Origin of the sequence: Pseudomonas sp., assembly GCF_037994325.1 — a bacterium.
GTDB lineage: Bacteria > Pseudomonadota > Gammaproteobacteria > Pseudomonadales > Pseudomonadaceae > Aquipseudomonas.
Genome location: NZ_JBBNAH010000648.1, coordinates 1 through 18,924, shown reverse-complemented (window position 1 = coordinate 18,924; position 18,924 = coordinate 1). Strand labels below are relative to the sequence as shown.

Genomic DNA, 18,924 nt, shown 5'->3' with positions numbered 1-18,924 from the left:
GGTGTACACCCTGAGGATTCTGGTGCGGCAACGCCAGCACGGCGGAAAACTCTTCAGCGCGCTGACTCAGTCGGTGGCGTTCAAATACCAAGTCGTGACCAGCCTTGGCAATCGCTGCGGCCTCGTCGGGATGCGCCAGCAGGTGCGTGTACTTCTCCAGCAATTCCTCGACCGTGTCGTAGTGCACCACATTGACCATATCGACCAGCCCCAGCAGCGCATCCTCGGTCGGTTGGCGCTTGGCGAGCAAAATGCAGCCACAGGCCATGGCCTCGAAGTTCTTGGCCATGTACTCATTGAAGCCAATGTCGGCACTGAGGAAGAACTTGATGCGGTTAAGCACCGCCAGGTATTCGTCCGGGCTTTCGGTGCGCAGCAACTGCAGCGGCGTACTGGCCGCCACGCGGTCGAGCAGCTCTTTGCGCCGGCTGTACACCTGATTATTCACCCGACCGACAAAGGCCAAGTCGATATCACGCGGGCCGTTGAGGTTATGCAGGTGGGCGTCATCAAACGCCTTGGCGACAAAATGCGCACTCACCCCGCGCGAGCCAAAATAGTCGCGCACCGAAGCACTGGTGAAAATCACCGGGCTACCGTTGAGGGATTTAAAGAAGGTCAGAAATTTGGAGTGAAATTTACTTTCGCCCATAAATTCCTGATACGCGTCCTCTTCGTAATACACCAACCCTGGTAGCGCGCGAACGCGGGCAAAAGCATGGGCCACCCGGCGCAAGGGGATGTCGAACAACACCCGATCAAAGCCGGAAACGTCCAACTCCTTGAGCGTTTTCGGCAGCACGCGGATCTGCTCTTTCGACAGTTTGATCATCTGCGAACCAGGGTTTAGCTCAACCACCCGGTTGTACATGGTGTCCAGCGAGCGCGCGCGCTCCTGACGGTTGATGATCAAAATGCGCATACGCGTGCCCTCGCCTTCCGCAACAGCGCCGATCAACTGGCGCTTTCCTTGACCACCAGAATGTCTTCCATGATCAGGTACTGCAGGTCCGAGCCGAAGAACATATTCAGCGCATCGGTTGGCGAGCAAATCATCGGCTCGCCACGGCGGTTCAGCGACGTGTTCAGCGACACGCCATTGCCGGTGAGGTCTTCGAGGGCCTTCATCATGTCGTAGTAGCGCGGGTTGTACTCGCGCTTAAGCACCTGGGCCCGGGACGTGCCGTCTTCGTGCACCACTTCCGGCACGCGGGTTTTCCACTCTTCGGCCACTTCAAAGGTGAAGGTCATAAACGGCGCCGGGTGGTCGACTTTGATCATCTGCGGGCCGACGGTATCCAGCATCGACGGGCAGAAGGGGCGCCAGCGCTCACGGAACTTGATCTGTTCGTTGATGCGGTTGGCCACCCCGGCAATGCTCGGGCAACCAATGATCGAACGGCCGCCAAGAGCACGCGGACCAAACTCCATACGGCCCTGGAACCAAGCCACCGGGTTGCCGGCGACCATGATTTCAGCGATGCGCTGCGGCATGTTGTCGATCTGTTTCCATACCGGTTTGCTCGGATGGCGGGCGCAGGCGGCAATCACGTCTTCGTTGGAGTAGGACGGGCCGAGGTAAACGTGCTCCATCTTCTCCACCGGCACACCGCGCTTGTGCGAGATATAAGCCGCAGCGCCAACGGCCGTACCGGCGTCGCCGGAAGCCGGCTGTACAAACAGCTCCTTCACTTCCGGGCGGGCGATGATGCGTTGGTTGAGTTTAACGTTCAGCGCGCAACCGCCAGCAAAGGCGATCTTGCCGGTTTCTTTGAGAATGTCGCCCAGGTAGTAATCCATCATCTGCAACGCCAGCTTCTCGAACAGCGCTTGCATGCTGGCGGCGTAATGGATGTACGGGTCGTCGGCGATATCGCCTTCGCGTTTCGGACCCAGCCACTCGATCAGCTTGGGCGAGAAATAGAAGCCCTTGCCGTTCTCTTTATAGCGGCGCAGGCCGATGACGTTGGCGTACTCGGTGTTGATGATCAGCTCGCCGTTCTCGAACTTGGCCAAACGGGAGAAATCGTACTTGCTGGCGTCGCCATACGGCGCCATGCCCATGACCTTGAACTCGCCATCAAGCATTTCGAAACCGAGAAACTCGGTGATCGCGCCGTAGAGGCCGCCGAGGGAGTCCGGATCGAAGAATTCTTTGATCTTGTGGATCTTGCCGTTCTCGCCATAGCCAAAGAACGTGGTGGCGTACTCACCTTTGCCGTCGATGCCCATGATCGCGGTCTTCTCGGTAAAGCCCGAGCAGTGGTAAGCACTGGAGGCGTGAGCAAGGTGATGCTCAACCGGCTCGATTTTGATTTTTTTCGGGTCGAAACCCAGTTGCTCCAGGCACCAGACAATCTTGTTGCGGTAGCGCTTGTAGCGGCGGTTACCCATCAAAATCGCGTCTAGGGAGCGGTCCGGCGCATACCAGTAGCGCTTGGCGTAATGCCAACGCGCCTTGCCAAACAAGCTGATCGGGGCAAAGGGAATGGCCACCACATCAACATCCGAAGGCTTGATACCGGCCTGCTCCAGGCAGAACTTGGCCGACTCATAGGGCATGCGGTTCTTGGCGTGCTTGTCGCGCACAAAGCGCTCTTCTTCGGCCGCCGCGATCAACTTGCCGTCGATATACAAGGCAGCGGAAGGATCATGACTGAGGGCGCCGGAAAGGCCGAGAATCGTCAATGCCACGGGAAACCTCTTGCAACGACGCATGGCCAGTGGCCAGCGCGAAAAGTCGGACAACAGGCCGGGAAAACCACGGGCTGTCTGATAAAGCGGGGGATTATAGCCGCTGCGTTATGTTGGGCGCGAGCGTGGTGGCAGGCTGTGGCGGCGAGTACCGTCCGCCGGGGGAGTTATGGATTCCCGCCTGCGCGGGAATGACGGTTAATGCAGCAAAACCCTCCGTCGTCCCCGCGCAGGCGGGGACCCAGAGTTCTGCCTGCCACAGCGCAGGCCCCATAACAGCTTGCTCGGGCCGTACGCGCAGCCCCGGTTTGCTGGCGAGAACAAGGATGCAAGGCGACGCCCTGCTACTTTTCCGGCAACGCATAAGCGATTACATAATCCCCGCGCTCGGGCGATTGTCGGGCGCCACCGGCGCTGACGACGATGTACTGCTTACCGGTTTTCGGTGACACATAGGTCATCGGCCCCGACTGGCTGCCCACCGGCAGCCGCGCTTTCCACACTTCCTTGCCGCTGCCGCTATCGAACGCACGCAGGTAGAAGTCTTGAGTGCCAGCGAAGAACAGCAGGCCCGATTGGGTCGCCATCGACGCGCCAAGGGTTGGCATGCCAATCGGAATCGGCAGGTGCATTTTGATTCCCAGCGGGCCGGTGTCTTGCACGGTGCCAACCGGCACCTGCCAAACCAATTTGCGGGTTTTCAGGTCGATGGCGGACAGGGTGCCGAACGGTGGTTTCTGGCACGGAATACCGGCCACCGAGAGGAAACGTTCACGCATGGCGCCAAACGGCGTACCGGCTTGCGGCACCACACCCATTTCAATACCACTGGCCCCGGCAGCGATTTTCTCGCGCGGAATCATGTAGTTGGCCAGGCCCAGGCGCATATCGTTGACGAACATATAGTTGGTGGTCGGGTCCACCGACACACTGCCCCAGTTCATACCGCCCAACGAGCCAGGGAATTGCAGGGCGCGGTCCAGGCCTGGCGGGGTGTATACGCCTTCGTGGCGCATGCCTTTGAACTGAATGCGGCAGAGCAACTGGTCAAATACCGTGGCGCCCCACATGTCCGCTTCATGCAGTTGCTGGTTGCCAATTGACGGCATATCCACCGAGAACGGCTGGGTCGGCGAGTAACGTTCACCTGGCACATTGCCTTGCGGCACAGGTTTTTCATCGACCTTGGCAATCGGCACGCCGGTGGCGCGGTTGAGCAGGAATATTTCCCCCTGCTTGGTAATTTGAGCCAGCGCCGGCTGGGTGCCGCCGGCATCGTCCGGCACATCGTAGAGCAGCGGTTGCGCGGGAATATCGAAGTCCCACAGATCGTGATGGGTCATCTGGAAGTGCCATTTCACCGCGCCGGTGGCGGCTTCGACGGCGACGACCGAGGAGCTGTATTTATCGTCCAGCTCGGTGCGCTCACCCGCCCAGAAATCAGGGGTGGCGTTACCGGTTGGCAGATAGATCAAGCCGAGTTTCTCGTCATAGGCCATCGCCGACCACACGTTCGGCGTGCCGCGAGTGTAGGTCTGCCCTTCTGGCGGCCGCTTGGTGGTTTGTGGGTTGCCCGGATCCCAGGCCCAGACCAATTCGCCACTGTGCACATCGAACGCGCGCACCACCCCTGGCGGCTCGTTGGTGGAGAAGTTATCCGCGACGCGGCCGCCCACCACCACGACATTGCCGGCTACCAGCGGCGTCGAAGTCTGTTGGTAGTAACCGTCTTTGACTTCGCCCATATCGGTTTTCAAATCCACCGTACCGGCGTTGCCAAAGTCAGCGCACGGCTCACCGGTTTCGGCGTTAAGGGCGATCAGGCGGGCATCAATAGTCGGCAGGAAGATGCGTTTGGCGCAGGCCACTGGAGCCGCCACCTCACCCGCAGCGGCGGGCGCTTCCTCATAGAAACCCAAGCCACGGCAACGCTGCCAGTTCGGTGCCGAGCCTTTGGGGTCGAAGTGCCAGCGCTCTTTGCCGCTATCGGCATCCAGGGCAAACACCTTGCCGTAGGCGGTGCAGTGGTAAAGGGTGTCGCCGATTTGCAGCGGGGTGTTCTGGTCTTCGGCACCGGAACCGGTGCTCTGCGGCAGGTCGCCGCTACGGAAGGTCCAGGCCACTTGCAGCGTGTCGATATTGTCTTTGTTGATCTGGTCCAGCGCGGCGAAACGATCGCCATGGGTGGTATTGCCCCAGTGCTTCCAGTCTTTCTGTTCCTGGCCCTTAACCACTGGGGTCACGGCTGCCTGGTGGTCAGCCGCCACAATCGGGTTAAGCACAAAGGCATAGGCAGAGCCGGCCACAATCACAGAGGCCAGCAGGCCGCTCAACACGTACGCACCACGGCCATTGCCCTCATGCAGCTCAGGCGAGGCGCGCAGCAGGGTTGGATAGAGCAGCGTCACCACCAGACCGATCACAGTAAAAACAGCCAAGCGCGATACCAGCGGCCAGAACTCCAGCCCGGCTTCCCATACAGCCCAGATCACCGACAACAGCAGAACAATGCCGAATAACCAGGCGCCGTTGGGGTTGCCCTTGGTGATCAAGACACCAGCGCCCAGCGTGGCCACGCCACAGAGCACGAAGTACCAACTGCCGCCGAGCACCGCCAGGTAGCCACCGGCGCCGATCAGGTACAGACCAACCAAGGCTATCGCCACGCCGACCAGCACCAGCAGCCAACGGGCCAAGTCGCCTGCGCGGGGCCCTCCAACGCGTATCGGGTCACTCATACTCACTATCCTCTCGCTGTCTCAATCTGCCAGGCGCGCTAGCACCTAACGGAAAAACCAGGCGGCCGGCCACCGGCCAGTGCCGTAAAGGGCGCGGATTCTGCCCTGCATCCCTAGCGCATACACCTTGTGTGGCGTAGGTCATTAGCCCGCGAACAATCTGAAAAAAGCCGCAAACCCACTGGCAGAGCGGTTCGGCGGCGCGTGACTTTATGGTCGATAATCGCCCACTATGCTCAGCCCAGGACCGCACGGGCCTTTTCGGCCCTGTATAACGCCGGCGATGAATGCATTGAACCGACTGCCACCCTACTCCGTGTTGCTGACTGTATTCGCCGTTAGCACAGCCAACGCCGACACCTCATCGGTGCAACTCGACCCGCTGGTTATCACCGGCTCGCGACTGTCCAGCGCCAGCTTCGGCCTGCCCTTTTCGATAGATAGCGTAGATCGTCAGCAGATCAGCGACGGGCAATTGGGCATAAACGCCTCGGAAGTGCTCACCCGCGTCCCCGGTCTGGTGGTGCAGAACCGGCAGAACTACGCCCAGGATTTACAGATTTCGTCCCGTGGCTTTGGCGCCCGTTCCGCGTTTGGCGTGCGCGGTCTCAAGCTGATCAGCGACGGTATTCCGGCCAGCACGGCCGACGGCCAAGGCCAGGCCGCCACCTTTAACCTCGACACCGCCGAGCGCATCGAGGTGCTGCGCGGTCCGGCCTCTGTTTTATATGGCAGCAATGCCGGCGGCGTGGTTCAGGTGTTTTCCCGCGACCCCGAAGGCCCGGCGAAAGTCGGCGCCGACACCCTGTTCGGCAGCGACGGTATGCAGCGCAACCACCTCAGCGCCGAGGGCGGAAACAGCACCGCCGGTTTTCTCCTCGATGCCTCGCGCATGGACACCGACGGCTACCGCGACCACAGCGCTGCCCGTCGCGATCAGACGTTTGCCAAGCTGAACCTAAACCCCAGCCCCGACGACAAACTCAGCCTGATTTACAGCAGCCTGGAGCAGAACGGCACCCAAGACCCGCTGGGGCAAACCTGGGAAGCCTATAAAGCCGACCCGCGTTCGGTCACCGCCAACGCCGAGATTTACAACACGCGCAAAAGCATCGACCACCAGCAGTTGGGCCTTAACTACGAACACTACTTTGGCGAGGCGACGCTGCAGAACACGCTCTACGTGGGTAAGCGCAGCGTGATTCAGTACCTGTCGATTCCCCGCGGCACACCGTCCAACAACCTTTACGGCGGCGGTGTTGTCGCCTTCGACCGTACGTTCTACGGCGGCAGCCTGCGCTGGCTACAACCGTTAGGCGACATCGATCTGGTGTTCGGTTTGGATTACGACCGAAGCGAAGACGACCGCCAGGGTTACCAGAACTTCTCCGCCAACCGACTGGGAGTAAAAGGCGAACTGCGCCGCGACGAGAAAGACACCGCCACCAGCCTTGATCCCTATGCCCAAGCCACCTGGAAAATCGGCGACTGGACCCTGCAAGGCGGCCTGCGCTACAGCACGGTGGAAATTGATGTCGACGACCGTTACCTGGTCAACGGCGATGACAGCGGCAACCGCCGCTATGAGCAAGCCAACCCCTCGCTAAGCCTGGGCTACGCCTTTACCCCGGAGCTCAACGGCTATATCAGCGTTGGCCGAGGCTTCGAAACACCCACCCAAGGCGAACTGGCCTACGCACCAAACAATACCACTGGGGTGAACTACGACCTCGACCCATCCACCAGCAAGCAATACGAGTTGGGGCTAAAGGCCTTGATTGGGGAAAGCACACGGGTCAATGCCGCGGTGTTTCAGATCGACACCCGAGACGAAATCGTCGTGTTCGCCAACAGCAACGGCCGCACCAGCTACCAAAACGCTGGCCCAACCGTGCGCCGCGGCGTTGAGTTGGGCGTGGAAAGCCAGCTTAACGAACAATGGAGCGCCAACCTCGCCTACAGCTACCTGGCCGCGCAATACGACTCCAGCTTTGTCAGCGGCGCGCGCACCGTCGACAGCGGCAATGACCTGCCCGGTGTACCGCGCACCACGCTGTTTGCCGAACTCAATTGGCAACCGGTTGAGGGCATCAGCACGGCCATCGAAGGCTTGTACCGCAGCAAGGTGTATGTCGAAGACAGTAACAGCGCCAAACCGGCGCCGGCCTACAGCGTCTTCAACTGGCGCGCGCGCTTTGAGCAGCAGTTAGGGCCGTGGACCGTGCACCAGCTGGTGCGGTTGGAGAACGTGCTGGATAGGCAATATGTCGGTTCGGTAATCGTTGGCGACGGCAATAGCCGTTACTACGAAGCGGCACCGGGGCGCAGTTGGTATGCAGGCGTTGGTGCTTCGTACCAATTCGACTAATCAACCTGCACCGTGGGCATTTCCAGAGCCGGTCAAGCGAGCTGGCCTAGCGTTTTATCCGTCTGCCGGTGACGGCCATTCGGCGCCTGCAAGGCGCGGCCCAGCACCATGGCAGCAGGCAGCAACACCAGCGGCCAGAGCTCGTCTGGGTTGCCAATAATCAGGCTGCCATCGAAGTTAAGCATGACCAGTGAGCAAGCCAGGAATACGCCCCAGGCATCGCGAAACCGCCAGGCGTAGACCAACGTGGCAGCCATCACTGCGACAAATAGCACAAGGGCCGGCGCCCCGGCATACACCCCAAGCGCTACGAAGATATTGTGCGGGTGCATGATCGGCATGCTTCCAGCCAGTAGCGCTGTGGTGTGGAAACCCGTGCCGCAGCCCAGCAGCCAGCCACAGTTCTGCCATTCGCCGAGCATGATGCGCAGGATCTCGCCACGGTAAGAGTCGCCACGCGCCCACAGGCTGTGCCACCAGGATTGCTGGTAGATAATCGCTAGCGCTGCAGCCCCCACCACCGCTCCCGCCAACAAGACCCGCGCCGTTAGCCTGGGTTTATGCCGCACGCCATATAGCAGCCACAGACAAAGTAGAAAGGCCCCGCCGACCAAGGCCGTCCGGGTTTGCAGCACAAACGCCACGGCCACTAATGCCAGCAAGACCGCCGCCACGCCTTCAATCCAGCGCTTGCCTCGTACCCAGCTCGGCATCCCCAGCCCCAGGGCGCTGACCAGCCAGGCACTGGTGTACACCACGTTATCCAGACGCGCGGGCAGCAAAGCCAAACGGTTACCGGGCAGATAGTGGCCGCTGCTCCAGCTATAGAACGCACTCACATAGATGTACCCACACAGCATCCAGAACTGCGCACGTACAAACTGTTGGCGGCGGAACAATTGCGGGTCCGTTAGCGCGGCCACCACCAGCACAAATAACAGCGTATAGAGAATGTGCTTATAAAATTGCCAGCTACCGGCAATCATTGCCGGCAGCAGAAACCAGGCGAGGAACACCAACCAGCCAATCACCAGCGGCTCTTTCACAAGCCCACGGCCCGGTGCCTTAAGCAAAAAGAGCGCGCCGGGCAACGCGATCAGCGCGTAAAAAATCGTGTTGGTCAATTTCGCCGACGGCCCCAGCACGTAACTGAGCAAAAACACGCACAACGCCAGGTTGAAATACAGCGCTGTAGCGTTTGCCTTCAAGCGCTCAAACACCATGAGCCAACCATCCCGCAGCCAACCCCAGTACCAGTACCGCGAGTAATTTGACCCGATCACGGCGCCTGCGCCGCTGTTTGTCTGCGCGCTCTTGCGGCACCTCAACATGGCCGGCAAAACCGGTGTGCAGCACCGCGTCGTTTTCCACAATCAAGGCGTAACGGTTTTCGTCGGCGTAGAGGCGCGACAAGGCTTTTTCACCCGCGAAGCGGGCATAGGGTGCGTGTTTAAGGTAGTCCGCACGGCGCCGTAGCCCGGGGTTAAGCGAGAAACCTTGCCAGTCATTTTTGTGCGAACCCACGACATAAAACGGCACGCCATCAAGCACCTGACGTTTATTGAGAAACAGGTAAGGGCTGTGGATGGCAAGGTCATGGTGGTAGCTACGCAGCCATACCTGAAGGGCTTGCGGGTCCGCTTCAAGGAGCAGTCGCGAGTCTTCGATAAACCCCTCGCGGTAGAACTCCCAGTCATCCTCGCAGTGGAATATCCACGGCGTTTGCACCTGTTCATAGGCCAAGTCGATGGAGCGCAACTGCCCCAAGCGCGGCATATTGATGAAGAACTGAGTGTGCTCGCGCCAGTGCTCAGGAATGCACGCTTCAACCGCGCGATTACCGGAATCTTCGGTGATAAACACATGACGAATGGACGTGGTATTGAAGCGATCAAGCGTCTCCAGGGTGCGTTTTAGTAGCTCGAAACGACCGCAACTGGTCACCACTACCGAGATATCACTGTTTTCGCTAAACAACATAGGTGCGTAACTAGTCTCTCAATGAACGGCGTGCCGCCCGAGTTTAAAAACCTAAGGCCAACCGTAGTTTTTCTTGCCAATCCATATCTTTGCGCGCTCGCAACGGAGCCTGCATGCACGCCACCACGGCGTGGCCAATGGCACGAAAGCTGTAACGCTCCTGCACCAACGCCTGACCAGCCGCCGCGATAGCGTTACCTAACTGCGGCTCTGCACGCAGCCGCGCCAACTTTTGCAGCAGCTCTTCACGGCTGCGGTACAACACCACGTTGTGCAGGTCGACAAATCCCAGCGCGTGGTTTTCCTCATGGCCTTGATCAAACACCAGCAACACGCAGCCGCAGGCCATGGCTTCAAAATTCTTGATCATGTATTCGCCCATGCCGACATCGGCGCTGACGAAGAAACGAATGCGGTTAAGCGCCTCGCCGTACTCCTCACCAGACGCTGTGCGCATGATCTGCAAGTCCTGCGCCTCGGCTATGGACGCCAGCATCGCCGTTCGCCCGTTATAGGCCACACTGTTCAGGCTGCCGACAAAGGCCAACTCGATATCGCGCTCACGCTGACGATTGTGCAGCAGCGTCTGGTCGTAGCCCTTGGGCACAAAGTGGGCATCCACACCCTCGTCACGTAAGCGCTGGCAGACCCCATACCCCGAACTGATTACCCGCGCCCACGGCAGCTTGCGGTAGTAGGCGCTAAACGTGCCGGTGTATTTGCAGGGGATGTAATTCTGGTAGGCGTCGTGTTCGAGAATCACCAGATTGGGCAGGCTGCGGATAAAACCGACCTGGCGGATTTCTTTCTTGAAGCGCAAAAACAACACGATGCGCTCGTAGTGGCTGACCTCGACATGCTGGCGAAAGTAGCCGCGCAGATCAGCCTGCTGCTCGCGGGTCAGCTCGCGTCTGTCGCACTCGCAACACTCGGCGATACCGTCATACAGGCGATCAAGAATGGCCCGCTGCGTTTTTTGCACCAACAGCAGAACCCTCACACGCCGCCTCCTTTGCTCGGGTACCGGGCAACCCAGAACAACTCATGCAGGCGTACCGCTTTGCGGAAAAATTCGTTCTGCCCATAAACCGGCAACGCCCGCCCGGCCAGAAAGCGCTGGATCAGCCGGCGCAATTGGCGTTTGAGCGGCGCAGGCGGCTGTAGGTCATGCATCATGCCCAGCGACATGGCCTTATTGCACTGCCGCTCGGAGGACATATTCAGCGACCAGGGACACAGCGGCTCCTGGCTGTGCAGTTGTGGTGGCAAGGCCACGCCGCGCCCGCTCGCGCCCATTGGCCAGCGGTCGTTGTCGTGCAGGTGATTGGCATAGTGCAGCAAGGTTTGCGGCTGCCAATTAGTGCGGCTCAGCGCCTGCATCACCGCCTGTTGTGAACACAGATGATCGGGGTGTGGGTCGAAGCGCGGATGGGGCAAAACGATGACTTGCGGCTGAATTTGCTCAATCAGCTCACAGAGATCGTTGACCAGGTTGCGCCAGGTCGGCAGACCGTCCTGGTCACTGGCCAGGGTGAACCGGTTGAAACGGCGGAAGTAGCGGGTGTCGCTAAGCTCAGCTTCGCGCGAGGCAATCGCCTGCTCGGGCGTCGCCTGCATGGCCGTCAGCTGCATGCAAAAGTAGCCCAACTGAATACAACGCTCCTGCGCCACTCCGGCCCACAACGGCACGCTGATGCTGTCCCAGGCGCGCAGCGAGCCCTTCAGGCGCGCGGCGTCACCGCCCGCAAAGCCCATGTGCTGATAGTGCTCGGTTTCAATTTCACCGGCGGTAATGGTCACAATCCAGCTCTGTGCCTGGCTATACAAACCAAACGCCGCCAGCTCGGCATCGTCGGCATGTGGAGCAATGACCAGCACGCGCTGGCTGCGGTAGTCAGGGTGGCGCAGCACAGACAACTCAACAGTCTCTGCCACCGAGCAAAAACGGCCTTTGAGCATCAACTTGCCTGCGGCCAATGCGGCGTGCTGGCTGGTCAGATTCAGGTAACGCACGCCGCGCACACCCCGTTCGAAATCCTGGCAATCGGCGAAGGTGCCCGCAATCAGCACGCCCGGATCAAGCCAGTGGCCCAGCCAAGCGGACTTGAGGCTGACCTTGAGAATCAACGTGTCGCCCTCGGCGAGTGCCAGGCTATCCGGCACCTGCAAGCGCCCGCCCACGAGCCTCAGGCTGACTTGCTCATCAGCCTGCAGTTGGTAGTCGTAGTCGCTTCTTGGCGAGTAGAACAGATGGTCGGCAAACCAGGCTTCATGCGCGACCCAGCCCAGCACCGCGAGTAGCGGCGGCAGCCACCAGGCCACCAGCACTCCTAAGGCCAGCAATAGCAAAAGGCCTACTACCAGCCCGATACGTTTATTGCGCCGGTGGCGTTTGAGCAATTGCTGCTTACGATTGGGCACGCTGTTCATACGTAAAACACCGGAACCGGCGTGCACCAGCGCGCTTTGTATTCACGGTCGGCGCGCCCGAACGAGTAACGCAAGGGCTTGCCAGCGGCGCGGGCCTGCTCCCAGGCACTCTGGGTATTGAGAAAACTCAATACGCTGCCGGGGCTGAAGTCGCGTGTTTGCGGGTCGACACCACCGTTGATGAACTCGACGCTGATCCACTGTGGCGCTTCCACGCGATACACCAATTGCACGGCAATCGGTGCGCCGCCGAGAAAAATGACCGAGCCAATTAACAGCTCGCGTAAACGCTCCAGCACCTCAGCCATATGCTCGGCCCCGGTGGCGGCGAACCCCCAACGGCGCTGGAAAAGCTCACAGTAGATGCCCGCCAGCTCAACGCTGGAGAACTCACCAACGGCACTCACGACCGCCCCCGCCTCCTCCAGCACACGCAATTCACGGCGCTGGTTGTAGCGAAACTTCTTCGACAACTCCTCCGGCGTACGCGCCATGGCCAACCGCTCGGCCTGCAGCCTAAGGCTGGCGAAGCGCCCTTTATTTAGCGTCGACAAATAACGCCCACGGTGGCGCAGCGGCGCCTGGGCATTGTCCGCAGCCGGCAAAATCAGTTCGGCATTACCGAGGTCAAACAGGCCTTTTTTACCCCGGCGCTTGAGTACGCTTTTGGACAGCGCCAAGTCGCGCCCCCAAGTGGGAATCGCCGCCTGTAGCTGACCCTGTTGCCGCCAGCCGAGATAACGCACAGGAATCTGCGCCAGATCCGCCAGACGCTCCACCACCAGCGGGTGGGTCGCCACACTGCCACCAAAACGCTGCCAGGCATCGGCATAACCGGCAGCATCAATCGCCTCCCAACCGCGCTCGCGCCAACTCTGCATAGGGTTAAGCATCACACCCTCGCCGTCAGGTCGACGACCTGCGGTAACTGCCAGAATGCCGCACGCCCTGCACCGTCGCAGAAACGCTCAGCCAAACGTTCGTGCATTCGCTTTGCGCACAGCTGACGCTGCTGTTCATCCCAGGCAGCCAGATGCTGCAAGCTCTGCGACAGACACTGCACATCGCGCAGCGGAAACAGCGTGCCCACGCCGTTCACCACCTCGCGGGCACCCCCGCAGTCGGTAGCCACCAACGGCACACCAGCGGCCATGGCCTCCAGCAAGACCATGCCAAAGGGCTCGTGGTCCGAGCTCAAGGCGAACACATCAAAGGCACGGAAATAACAGCGCGCATCGGCCACCTGACCGAAAAACCGCAGTCGGTCGGCAATATTCAACTCGCTGGCGAGCTTCTTTAGCGGCTGCTCCAGGCGGCCGCTGCCGAGGATGGCCAACTGGCTGTTCTGCGGCAGGCCCGGTAGGGCGGCAGCGAAACCGTGAAGCAATGTGGCCTGATCTTTGTCCGGATGCAGGCGGCTAACATTACCCACCACCCAGGCATCTGCAGCTAAACCCAGCCTGGCGCGGGCGTCGGCAGCCGGCAGTTGTTGGCCCTGCAGGGCGGCGATATCAATGCGGTTATACAAGGTTGCAATGCGCTGCGGCGACCAGCTCGGCAGGCAGCGGCGTATATCGTCGCGGACCGCATCGGACACCCCCAGCAGACTCAAGCGCTGGCGAAACAGATGGGCAAATAGTTTGCGAGTAGGCCGCTGGTAGTCAGCGAAGCCATGGTGCACGCCAATCACCGGCAAGCACGTGGCCAGCAAGGCGATGTACACCGGCTTGAAACGATGGGCGATGCAAAAACTGAAATTACGCGACGCGACAAGCTTGCGCACGTCCCTTATGGCCCCGAGTTTCAGGCCGCGAATAGCCTGCGAGCGGTACTCGAGAAACACCACGTCATCGCTGGCGCAGGCGGCCGCTACGTCGGCATCAGCAGCCCCGGTGAGGAACACCGTAGTTACCCGATACGCCGTGCCGGCAAACAGGCTGGCGTATTGGCGGGCACAGTCGAGAAAGGGCGCGTCATAACTGTGGCAAAACTGCAGCACAGAGCGCTCGGCCGCGCGCGTCATGGAAAGACGCGCCCACTATGGAATACGTGGGAACCACCACGGCGAAGCAAGGGCGCCACGGCGCGATACGAGAAAATCGGCGATGCAGTCATGACAGCGAAGCCTGCAGAGAAAGAGAGCTGCAAGCTTGCTTAATCAGCCCGCGCGCATATGCCGGCTCTGTCCCATAGCGCGCGCTGAAAGCTGCACGTTATGCGCTAGCAATTTCCCAGAGTAGGCCAGCCCGGCCTTTAAACTCGCGGCAAGCGCTGATCCAATAGTTGATACAACGCCGACCCGCTAGCCCAATTGCGCAAAAACCGCGCACGGTCACGGGCGTAGGCTTTGGCAAAGCTGGCTTGGTTGCTGTGCTGCTGCATGGCATCGAGGTCGATCAGGGTCCACTGCTCCCGGTACCAGAACAGGTTATGACCTTTGAAGTCACCATGACTGATGCGCTCGCGGATCAGCGCGGCAAACAACTGGTCGAGCGCCAGCAGGTCACGCTCAGGCGGCGCGCTATGCAGGTACGGCGAGAAACGCGCGATGAGGTCTTCGCCGCCGCAGTACTCCGTCAACAGGTAAGCGCGACCACGCAACCAGCACCAGCGCCGTTCGATAACCGCCAGTGGCTGCGGCGTGGCGATACCCAACACCTGCAAACGGTTACCCTCCACCCAGCTGTGCCAGGCCCGGCTCGGCCGCCAGAAGCGCTTAAGCCAGTGGCCAATGCCTTTGATGTTGTAGCGCTTGAGCACCGTCGACGTGCCGTTTACCTCAACACCAGCCACGGTCGCGGTGCCACCGTTTTTAAACGGCTTGCCCTGTTTGATCGCCTGGTCTGGGTCGTCCAGCAACGGACCAATTTCGTCGGCACGTTCGCGGCGCACCACACGCAAACCAAAGGCGCCGATCTGGGCGCTGAATAGCGAACAGTCACGGGCGATCTTTTTCAGGTAATCACGCAGCCGCCATTTGCGCACGGTGGCGACTTCGGCCAGCAGCCGCTCCAGCGGCAATGCATGCTCGCCGTTTACCAGCAGGTAATGGATAAGCAGTTCTTCGATAAACGGATCAAGGCTCACCGGCAGTTGGGCGAAGAACATGCCCAGGTTGCGCAATACGGCGGGCAGCGACAGCGGCTGCCCAGGCGTTTCGGCATTAACGCCGCCGCCATCAATCAAGTACAACGCGTCGTCGCGGCGCAGCAGGTTGTCCAAGTGCAGATCAGACTGCCACAAGCCCTTGCTGTGCAGCTGGGCAATGCAGCCCAAGGCTTGGCCAAGCACGGCTTGTTGAGCATCGGACAACGGCGCCTCATGGGCTACCGCCTGCCAGGCATCGTTAAGGCTGACGGCCTGCTCGATAAACTCGAACAGCAGCCAACCACCGGCACCCGCTTGAAAGCCCTCAGCGAGCAGCGTCGGGGTAAGCATGCCTTGATCAGCCAAGCGGCGAGCGCCCGCGCATTCGCGGTGAAAATGCCGTTCGGCCTTACTGCCCACCAGTAACTTGGCCAGCACCGTGCGCCCTTGCCAGGTGGCCTGGCCGACATAGCGCTGCCCCGGCAATATCCGCAGCCAGCGCTCCAGCTGCAGGGTTTGTGCGCCGATTTCAATCTGCACCGGCAGCGCAGGCGAGCGCCCGGCCGCCGCCAGCTGGGCCAGATTCAATGCCGCGCCTCCTTATGTTTGCGCCGCGCGCCCAGGCGGTTGCGCCAGTCGTTGGGGTCGCCGCCGGAGCCTACGTAACTCTGAAGGAACGACCAGACTTCGGTTTCGCTCCAGCTGCCAGCGCGGCGCAATAACGGCTCAAGGTCTTTGATGCGGTCGCGTTTGCCGAATACCAGGCGACGGTTTTTTTCCAGGTCGATCAGTTGCGCATCAAAGCCATCACCGGCCTGGCGCAGAAAAATATGTTTGGGGTAGAAACAGCCGTGCATTTGCTTGGCATCGTGGAGTTTGCGCGCCAGTTCGCCACAAGCACGCAGAATGGCCAGGCGCTGTTTTTCATCGCGCGCAGTCCAGTCCAGCAGCCAATGCTCAAGGTCTTGCCAGCCGTCCAATGCCCGCGTCAGCAATAACGCGCGGCGCTCGCCCGCGACTTTGCGCTCGGCAAAAAATGCCGCGCGTAAGGCCGGGATGCCGAGCTTCTGGTAGCGCTGAATATTGCGCAGTTCGCGGGCAAAGGTCGGCTCGCCAAACGGATGCAGCCAGCTGCGGGTCAGGTAGTTGGTCTGGCGTTTGAGGTAGTACGCCACGCCATCAAGCTCCAGGCGCGACACCGAGCTGTAACCGCCACGCTCGGTATTGGGCTCATCGACCGCAGCCAGTTCAAGCGCCCACAACGCCTCGAACGAGTCGAGCTGATGGGCCTGCAATACGCCGCGATCCTCGGCGGCGATAAAGTCCTTCATTCCCGCCCCTCGAAAAACCGGGTGATTTCACCGATATGTTTTTTGTCGCTGCCGCTCAGCCGCGTGCGTTCGCTGTATTGCAGATAAAAACGCAAACGCTGGGTGCGCGACAGCTTGTACTTGGCGACTTTATCCAGGCAGGCCAAATCTTTGGTAATACGCCGGCGCAGCAACGGCCCGTACCAAAAACCACCGGCCGGGCAATCGATAAAGAACAACTTGCCCTCGGGGTTGACCAGCAAGTTGCGCCACTTCAAATCGTTATGGGTAAAGCAATGCCCATGCAGTAGGCGCGTAGCGTTGGCCAGCTGCTCGCTGATAGCGGCCACCCAGTGCCGATCACGCAGACGCGCGTCGTTGTGCTTGGCCATATAGGCCAGGTCTTCGGTGCCAACCAGCTCGCGGGTTATCAGGGCACCACGGGCAAATACGCCATTGCTGCGTTCCAGCCCATAGGCCACCACAGGCGCGGTAGGAATGCCCCAGCGGGCGAAGTGTTTGAGGTTTTGCCATTCGGCCTTGACCCGCGGGCGGCCGAGGTAACGGCGCAGGCCTTTGCCAGCGCCACGGTAGCGTTTGACGTAATAACGCACGCCCTCGACCTCGACGCGAATCACGTCGGAAAGCGGGTCTCGGGTGATGCGCTCGCCGTGCATGGCAAACACCGTTTCCAGGTCGGCAAATGCGGCGGCGACTGCCGGCGAGGCGTCGTCGCTTACCCGCCACTCACTCATTGCCAGCACCCGGCGCATATTTGCGCGCGTAGCGGGCCAGGAGTTTTTCCGCTTTGGCCTCAAGCCAGCACAGAAGAGCGGCCTCGTTACGGAGAATTTCCCGCAAGCTATTTGGACCGCCAGCGGCCCGAAAATAGGCACGTAAAAAGCGCAGCTTGTCGCGTTGGGTCAAACCGATACCCAGGGCGGAAAAGTACAGCCCGGCGAGGTCTTTGTTGCGCCAGCGCGGGGTGATTGTGGCCCGGCTTTGCGCGCGGTGCAGGTCGATCACCGAGAGCTTGAAATCGTCTGGCGTCACGGGCTTATCGGTATGCAGCAAGAAGTGGCAGATATAGCAGTCGCGGTGGTTAACCCCGGCCTTATGCATCATGCCGGTCATACGTGCGACCTCGGCAATCAGCGCCCATTTCAGCCGTGACTCAGGTGGCTGGGCCAGCCAGTTAACGCTGTAGTCTTCCAGGCTAATGGTCGGCGCCAACTCTTCGGTGACGATAAACGAATGCTGCTCGGCCGGGTTGCTGCCGCGCTCGCCGTAGGCCACCGAGGTCATGGTGGGCACACCGACTTCGGTGAGGCGCTGAATGGCTTGGTATTCCTGCCCGGCACCGAGCACCGGCAGCTTGGCCGTGAGCAGGTTTTTGAAGATTTCGCCCCAGCCGACACCACGGTGAATTTTCACAAAATAGCCACGACCGTCGACTTCGGTGCGCAGTGTGCGGCGCGCTTCCAGCTCGCGGTATACCTGGCCTTGCAGACGTTCGACTTCAACGAAGGCATCGCGGCCGGCCCACAGGCGCTTGAACGGTTCAGCCAGAATCAACTTCACGCCTGCTTCTCCGCCAGAATCACATCCGCCGCGCGTTGCGGCAGGCTATATAGGTCTGCGCTGTCGGCGAAGGCCAAGCCATTGGCGGCCCATTTCGCCCGCAGCGCGTCGTCTTCAAGCATGCCTTGCAAGGTGCTGTTGAGCTGTTCTTGCTGGAACGGGCTGGCAACCACCCGACCGCAATCAGCCTCGCGGATGTAGTGGGCATAACCGCATACATCGGTAACCAGCACCGGCAACCCGGCCACCAGCGCCTCGAGCAAAACGGTGCCGGTGTTTTCGTTGTACGCCGGGTGAATCAACAGATCGGCCCCCAGCAAGAAGCGCGGAATATCGCTGCGGCCTTTAAGAATCTGCACCTGCTCGCTAATGCCCAATGCCGCGACTTGCAGCAGGAACGGCTTGGGATCGTCCTGGCCAATGGCGATCAGCCGAGTGCGCTTTTTCAGCTCCTTGGGCAGTGCGGCGACGGCTTTCAGGGTGCGGTCCAGACCTTTGGTTTTAAACCCGGAGCCGATCTGCACCAGCAGCAAGTCGTCATCTGCCAGTTTGAATTCCTGGCGGAAATCAGCGCGAATTTCAGCCGCATTGGCCGGCGCTCTGCGGTCTGCAGCAATGCCCGGCGGCAGCAGGTGAAAGCGCGCAGCCGGGGTGGCGTAGTGTTTGACGAACAGCGGTTGCTGCACTTCGGAAATCATCAGCACTTCAGTCTTGGCGCCCGGGGCAAAGACTGAAG

Annotated in this window: 15 protein-coding genes; 1 reads left to right on the top strand and 14 read right to left on the bottom strand. The window is 60.4% G+C overall.

The window, feature by feature from the left end; all coding sequences use genetic code 11:
• The 3 genes from AAAB16_RS21420 to AAAB16_RS21410 all read right to left on the bottom strand — a co-directional run.
• Window positions 1-958: glycosyltransferase (locus tag AAAB16_RS21420; protein ID WP_340665151.1), on the bottom strand; the 958-nt coding region annotated here is incomplete at its 3' end.
• A complete protein-coding gene (locus AAAB16_RS21415) occupies window positions 955-2,694 on the bottom strand; it encodes a carbamoyltransferase (RefSeq protein WP_110617189.1) in 1,740 nt (579 codons plus the stop codon). The genes AAAB16_RS21420 and AAAB16_RS21415, both read right to left, overlap by 4 nt.
• Window positions 2,695-3,038: 344 nt before the next feature.
• Window positions 3,039-5,432, bottom strand: a complete 2,394-nt coding sequence (locus AAAB16_RS21410; RefSeq protein WP_340665150.1) for a glucose/quinate/shikimate family membrane-bound PQQ-dependent dehydrogenase — start codon at window positions 5,430-5,432, stop codon at window positions 3,039-3,041.
• A 283-nt stretch (window positions 5,433-5,715) separates the two neighbouring features.
• Here AAAB16_RS21410 and AAAB16_RS21405 point away from each other — a divergent pair, with 283 nt between their 5' ends.
• Complete coding sequence (locus tag AAAB16_RS21405) at window positions 5,716-7,800, top strand: TonB-dependent receptor (protein WP_340665149.1); 2,085 nt, start codon at window positions 5,716-5,718, stop codon at window positions 7,798-7,800.
• A 32-nt stretch (window positions 7,801-7,832) separates the two neighbouring features.
• Here AAAB16_RS21405 and AAAB16_RS21400 read toward each other — a convergent pair whose 3' ends face one another.
• The 11 genes from AAAB16_RS21400 to AAAB16_RS21350 all read right to left on the bottom strand — a co-directional run.
• Complete coding sequence (locus tag AAAB16_RS21400) at window positions 7,833-9,023, bottom strand: O-antigen ligase domain-containing protein (RefSeq protein ID WP_340665148.1); 1,191 nt, start codon at window positions 9,021-9,023, stop codon at window positions 7,833-7,835.
• Complete coding sequence (locus AAAB16_RS21395) at window positions 9,013-9,780, bottom strand: glycosyltransferase family 2 protein (RefSeq protein WP_340665147.1); 768 nt, start codon at window positions 9,778-9,780, stop codon at window positions 9,013-9,015. Before AAAB16_RS21395 ends, AAAB16_RS21400 begins: the two co-directional genes overlap by 11 nt.
• Before the next feature lie 43 nt (window positions 9,781-9,823).
• A complete protein-coding gene (locus AAAB16_RS21390; protein WP_340665146.1) occupies window positions 9,824-10,780 on the bottom strand; it encodes a glycosyltransferase in 957 nt (318 codons plus the stop codon).
• Window positions 10,777-12,210, bottom strand: coding sequence for a PIG-L family deacetylase (locus AAAB16_RS21385; protein WP_340665145.1), 1,434 nt, complete (start codon window positions 12,208-12,210; stop codon window positions 10,777-10,779). Before AAAB16_RS21385 ends, AAAB16_RS21390 begins: the two co-directional genes overlap by 4 nt.
• Window positions 12,207-13,103, bottom strand: coding sequence for a GNAT family N-acetyltransferase (locus AAAB16_RS21380; protein WP_340665144.1), 897 nt, complete (start codon window positions 13,101-13,103; stop codon window positions 12,207-12,209). Before AAAB16_RS21380 ends, AAAB16_RS21385 begins: the two co-directional genes overlap by 4 nt.
• Window positions 13,103-14,233: a glycosyltransferase gene (locus AAAB16_RS21375; RefSeq protein ID WP_340665143.1), complete on the bottom strand. Its 1,131-nt coding sequence runs from the start codon at window positions 14,231-14,233 to the stop codon at window positions 13,103-13,105. Before AAAB16_RS21375 ends, AAAB16_RS21380 begins: the two co-directional genes overlap by 1 nt.
• Window positions 14,234-14,463: 230 nt before the next feature.
• Window positions 14,464-15,885 carry a lipopolysaccharide kinase InaA family protein gene (locus tag AAAB16_RS21370; protein WP_340665142.1) on the bottom strand — a complete coding sequence of 474 codons (1,422 nt, stop codon included), beginning with the start codon at window positions 15,883-15,885 and terminating at the stop codon, window positions 14,464-14,466.
• Window positions 15,882-16,628: a lipopolysaccharide kinase InaA family protein gene (locus AAAB16_RS21365; RefSeq protein ID WP_340665141.1), complete on the bottom strand. Its 747-nt coding sequence runs from the start codon at window positions 16,626-16,628 to the stop codon at window positions 15,882-15,884. Before AAAB16_RS21365 ends, AAAB16_RS21370 begins: the two co-directional genes overlap by 4 nt.
• Window positions 16,625-17,362, bottom strand: coding sequence for a lipopolysaccharide kinase InaA family protein (locus AAAB16_RS21360; RefSeq protein ID WP_340665140.1), 738 nt, complete (start codon window positions 17,360-17,362; stop codon window positions 16,625-16,627). Before AAAB16_RS21360 ends, AAAB16_RS21365 begins: the two co-directional genes overlap by 4 nt.
• Entirely contained in the window at window positions 17,355-18,188 is an 834-nt protein-coding gene (gene rfaP, locus AAAB16_RS21355) for a lipopolysaccharide core heptose(I) kinase RfaP (RefSeq protein ID WP_340665139.1), read from the bottom strand. Before rfaP ends, AAAB16_RS21360 begins: the two co-directional genes overlap by 8 nt.
• Window positions 18,185-18,924, bottom strand: a 740-nt coding sequence (locus AAAB16_RS21350; RefSeq protein WP_340665138.1) for a glycosyltransferase family 4 protein, incomplete at its 5' end; no start/stop codon positions are given. The genes rfaP and AAAB16_RS21350, both read right to left, overlap by 4 nt.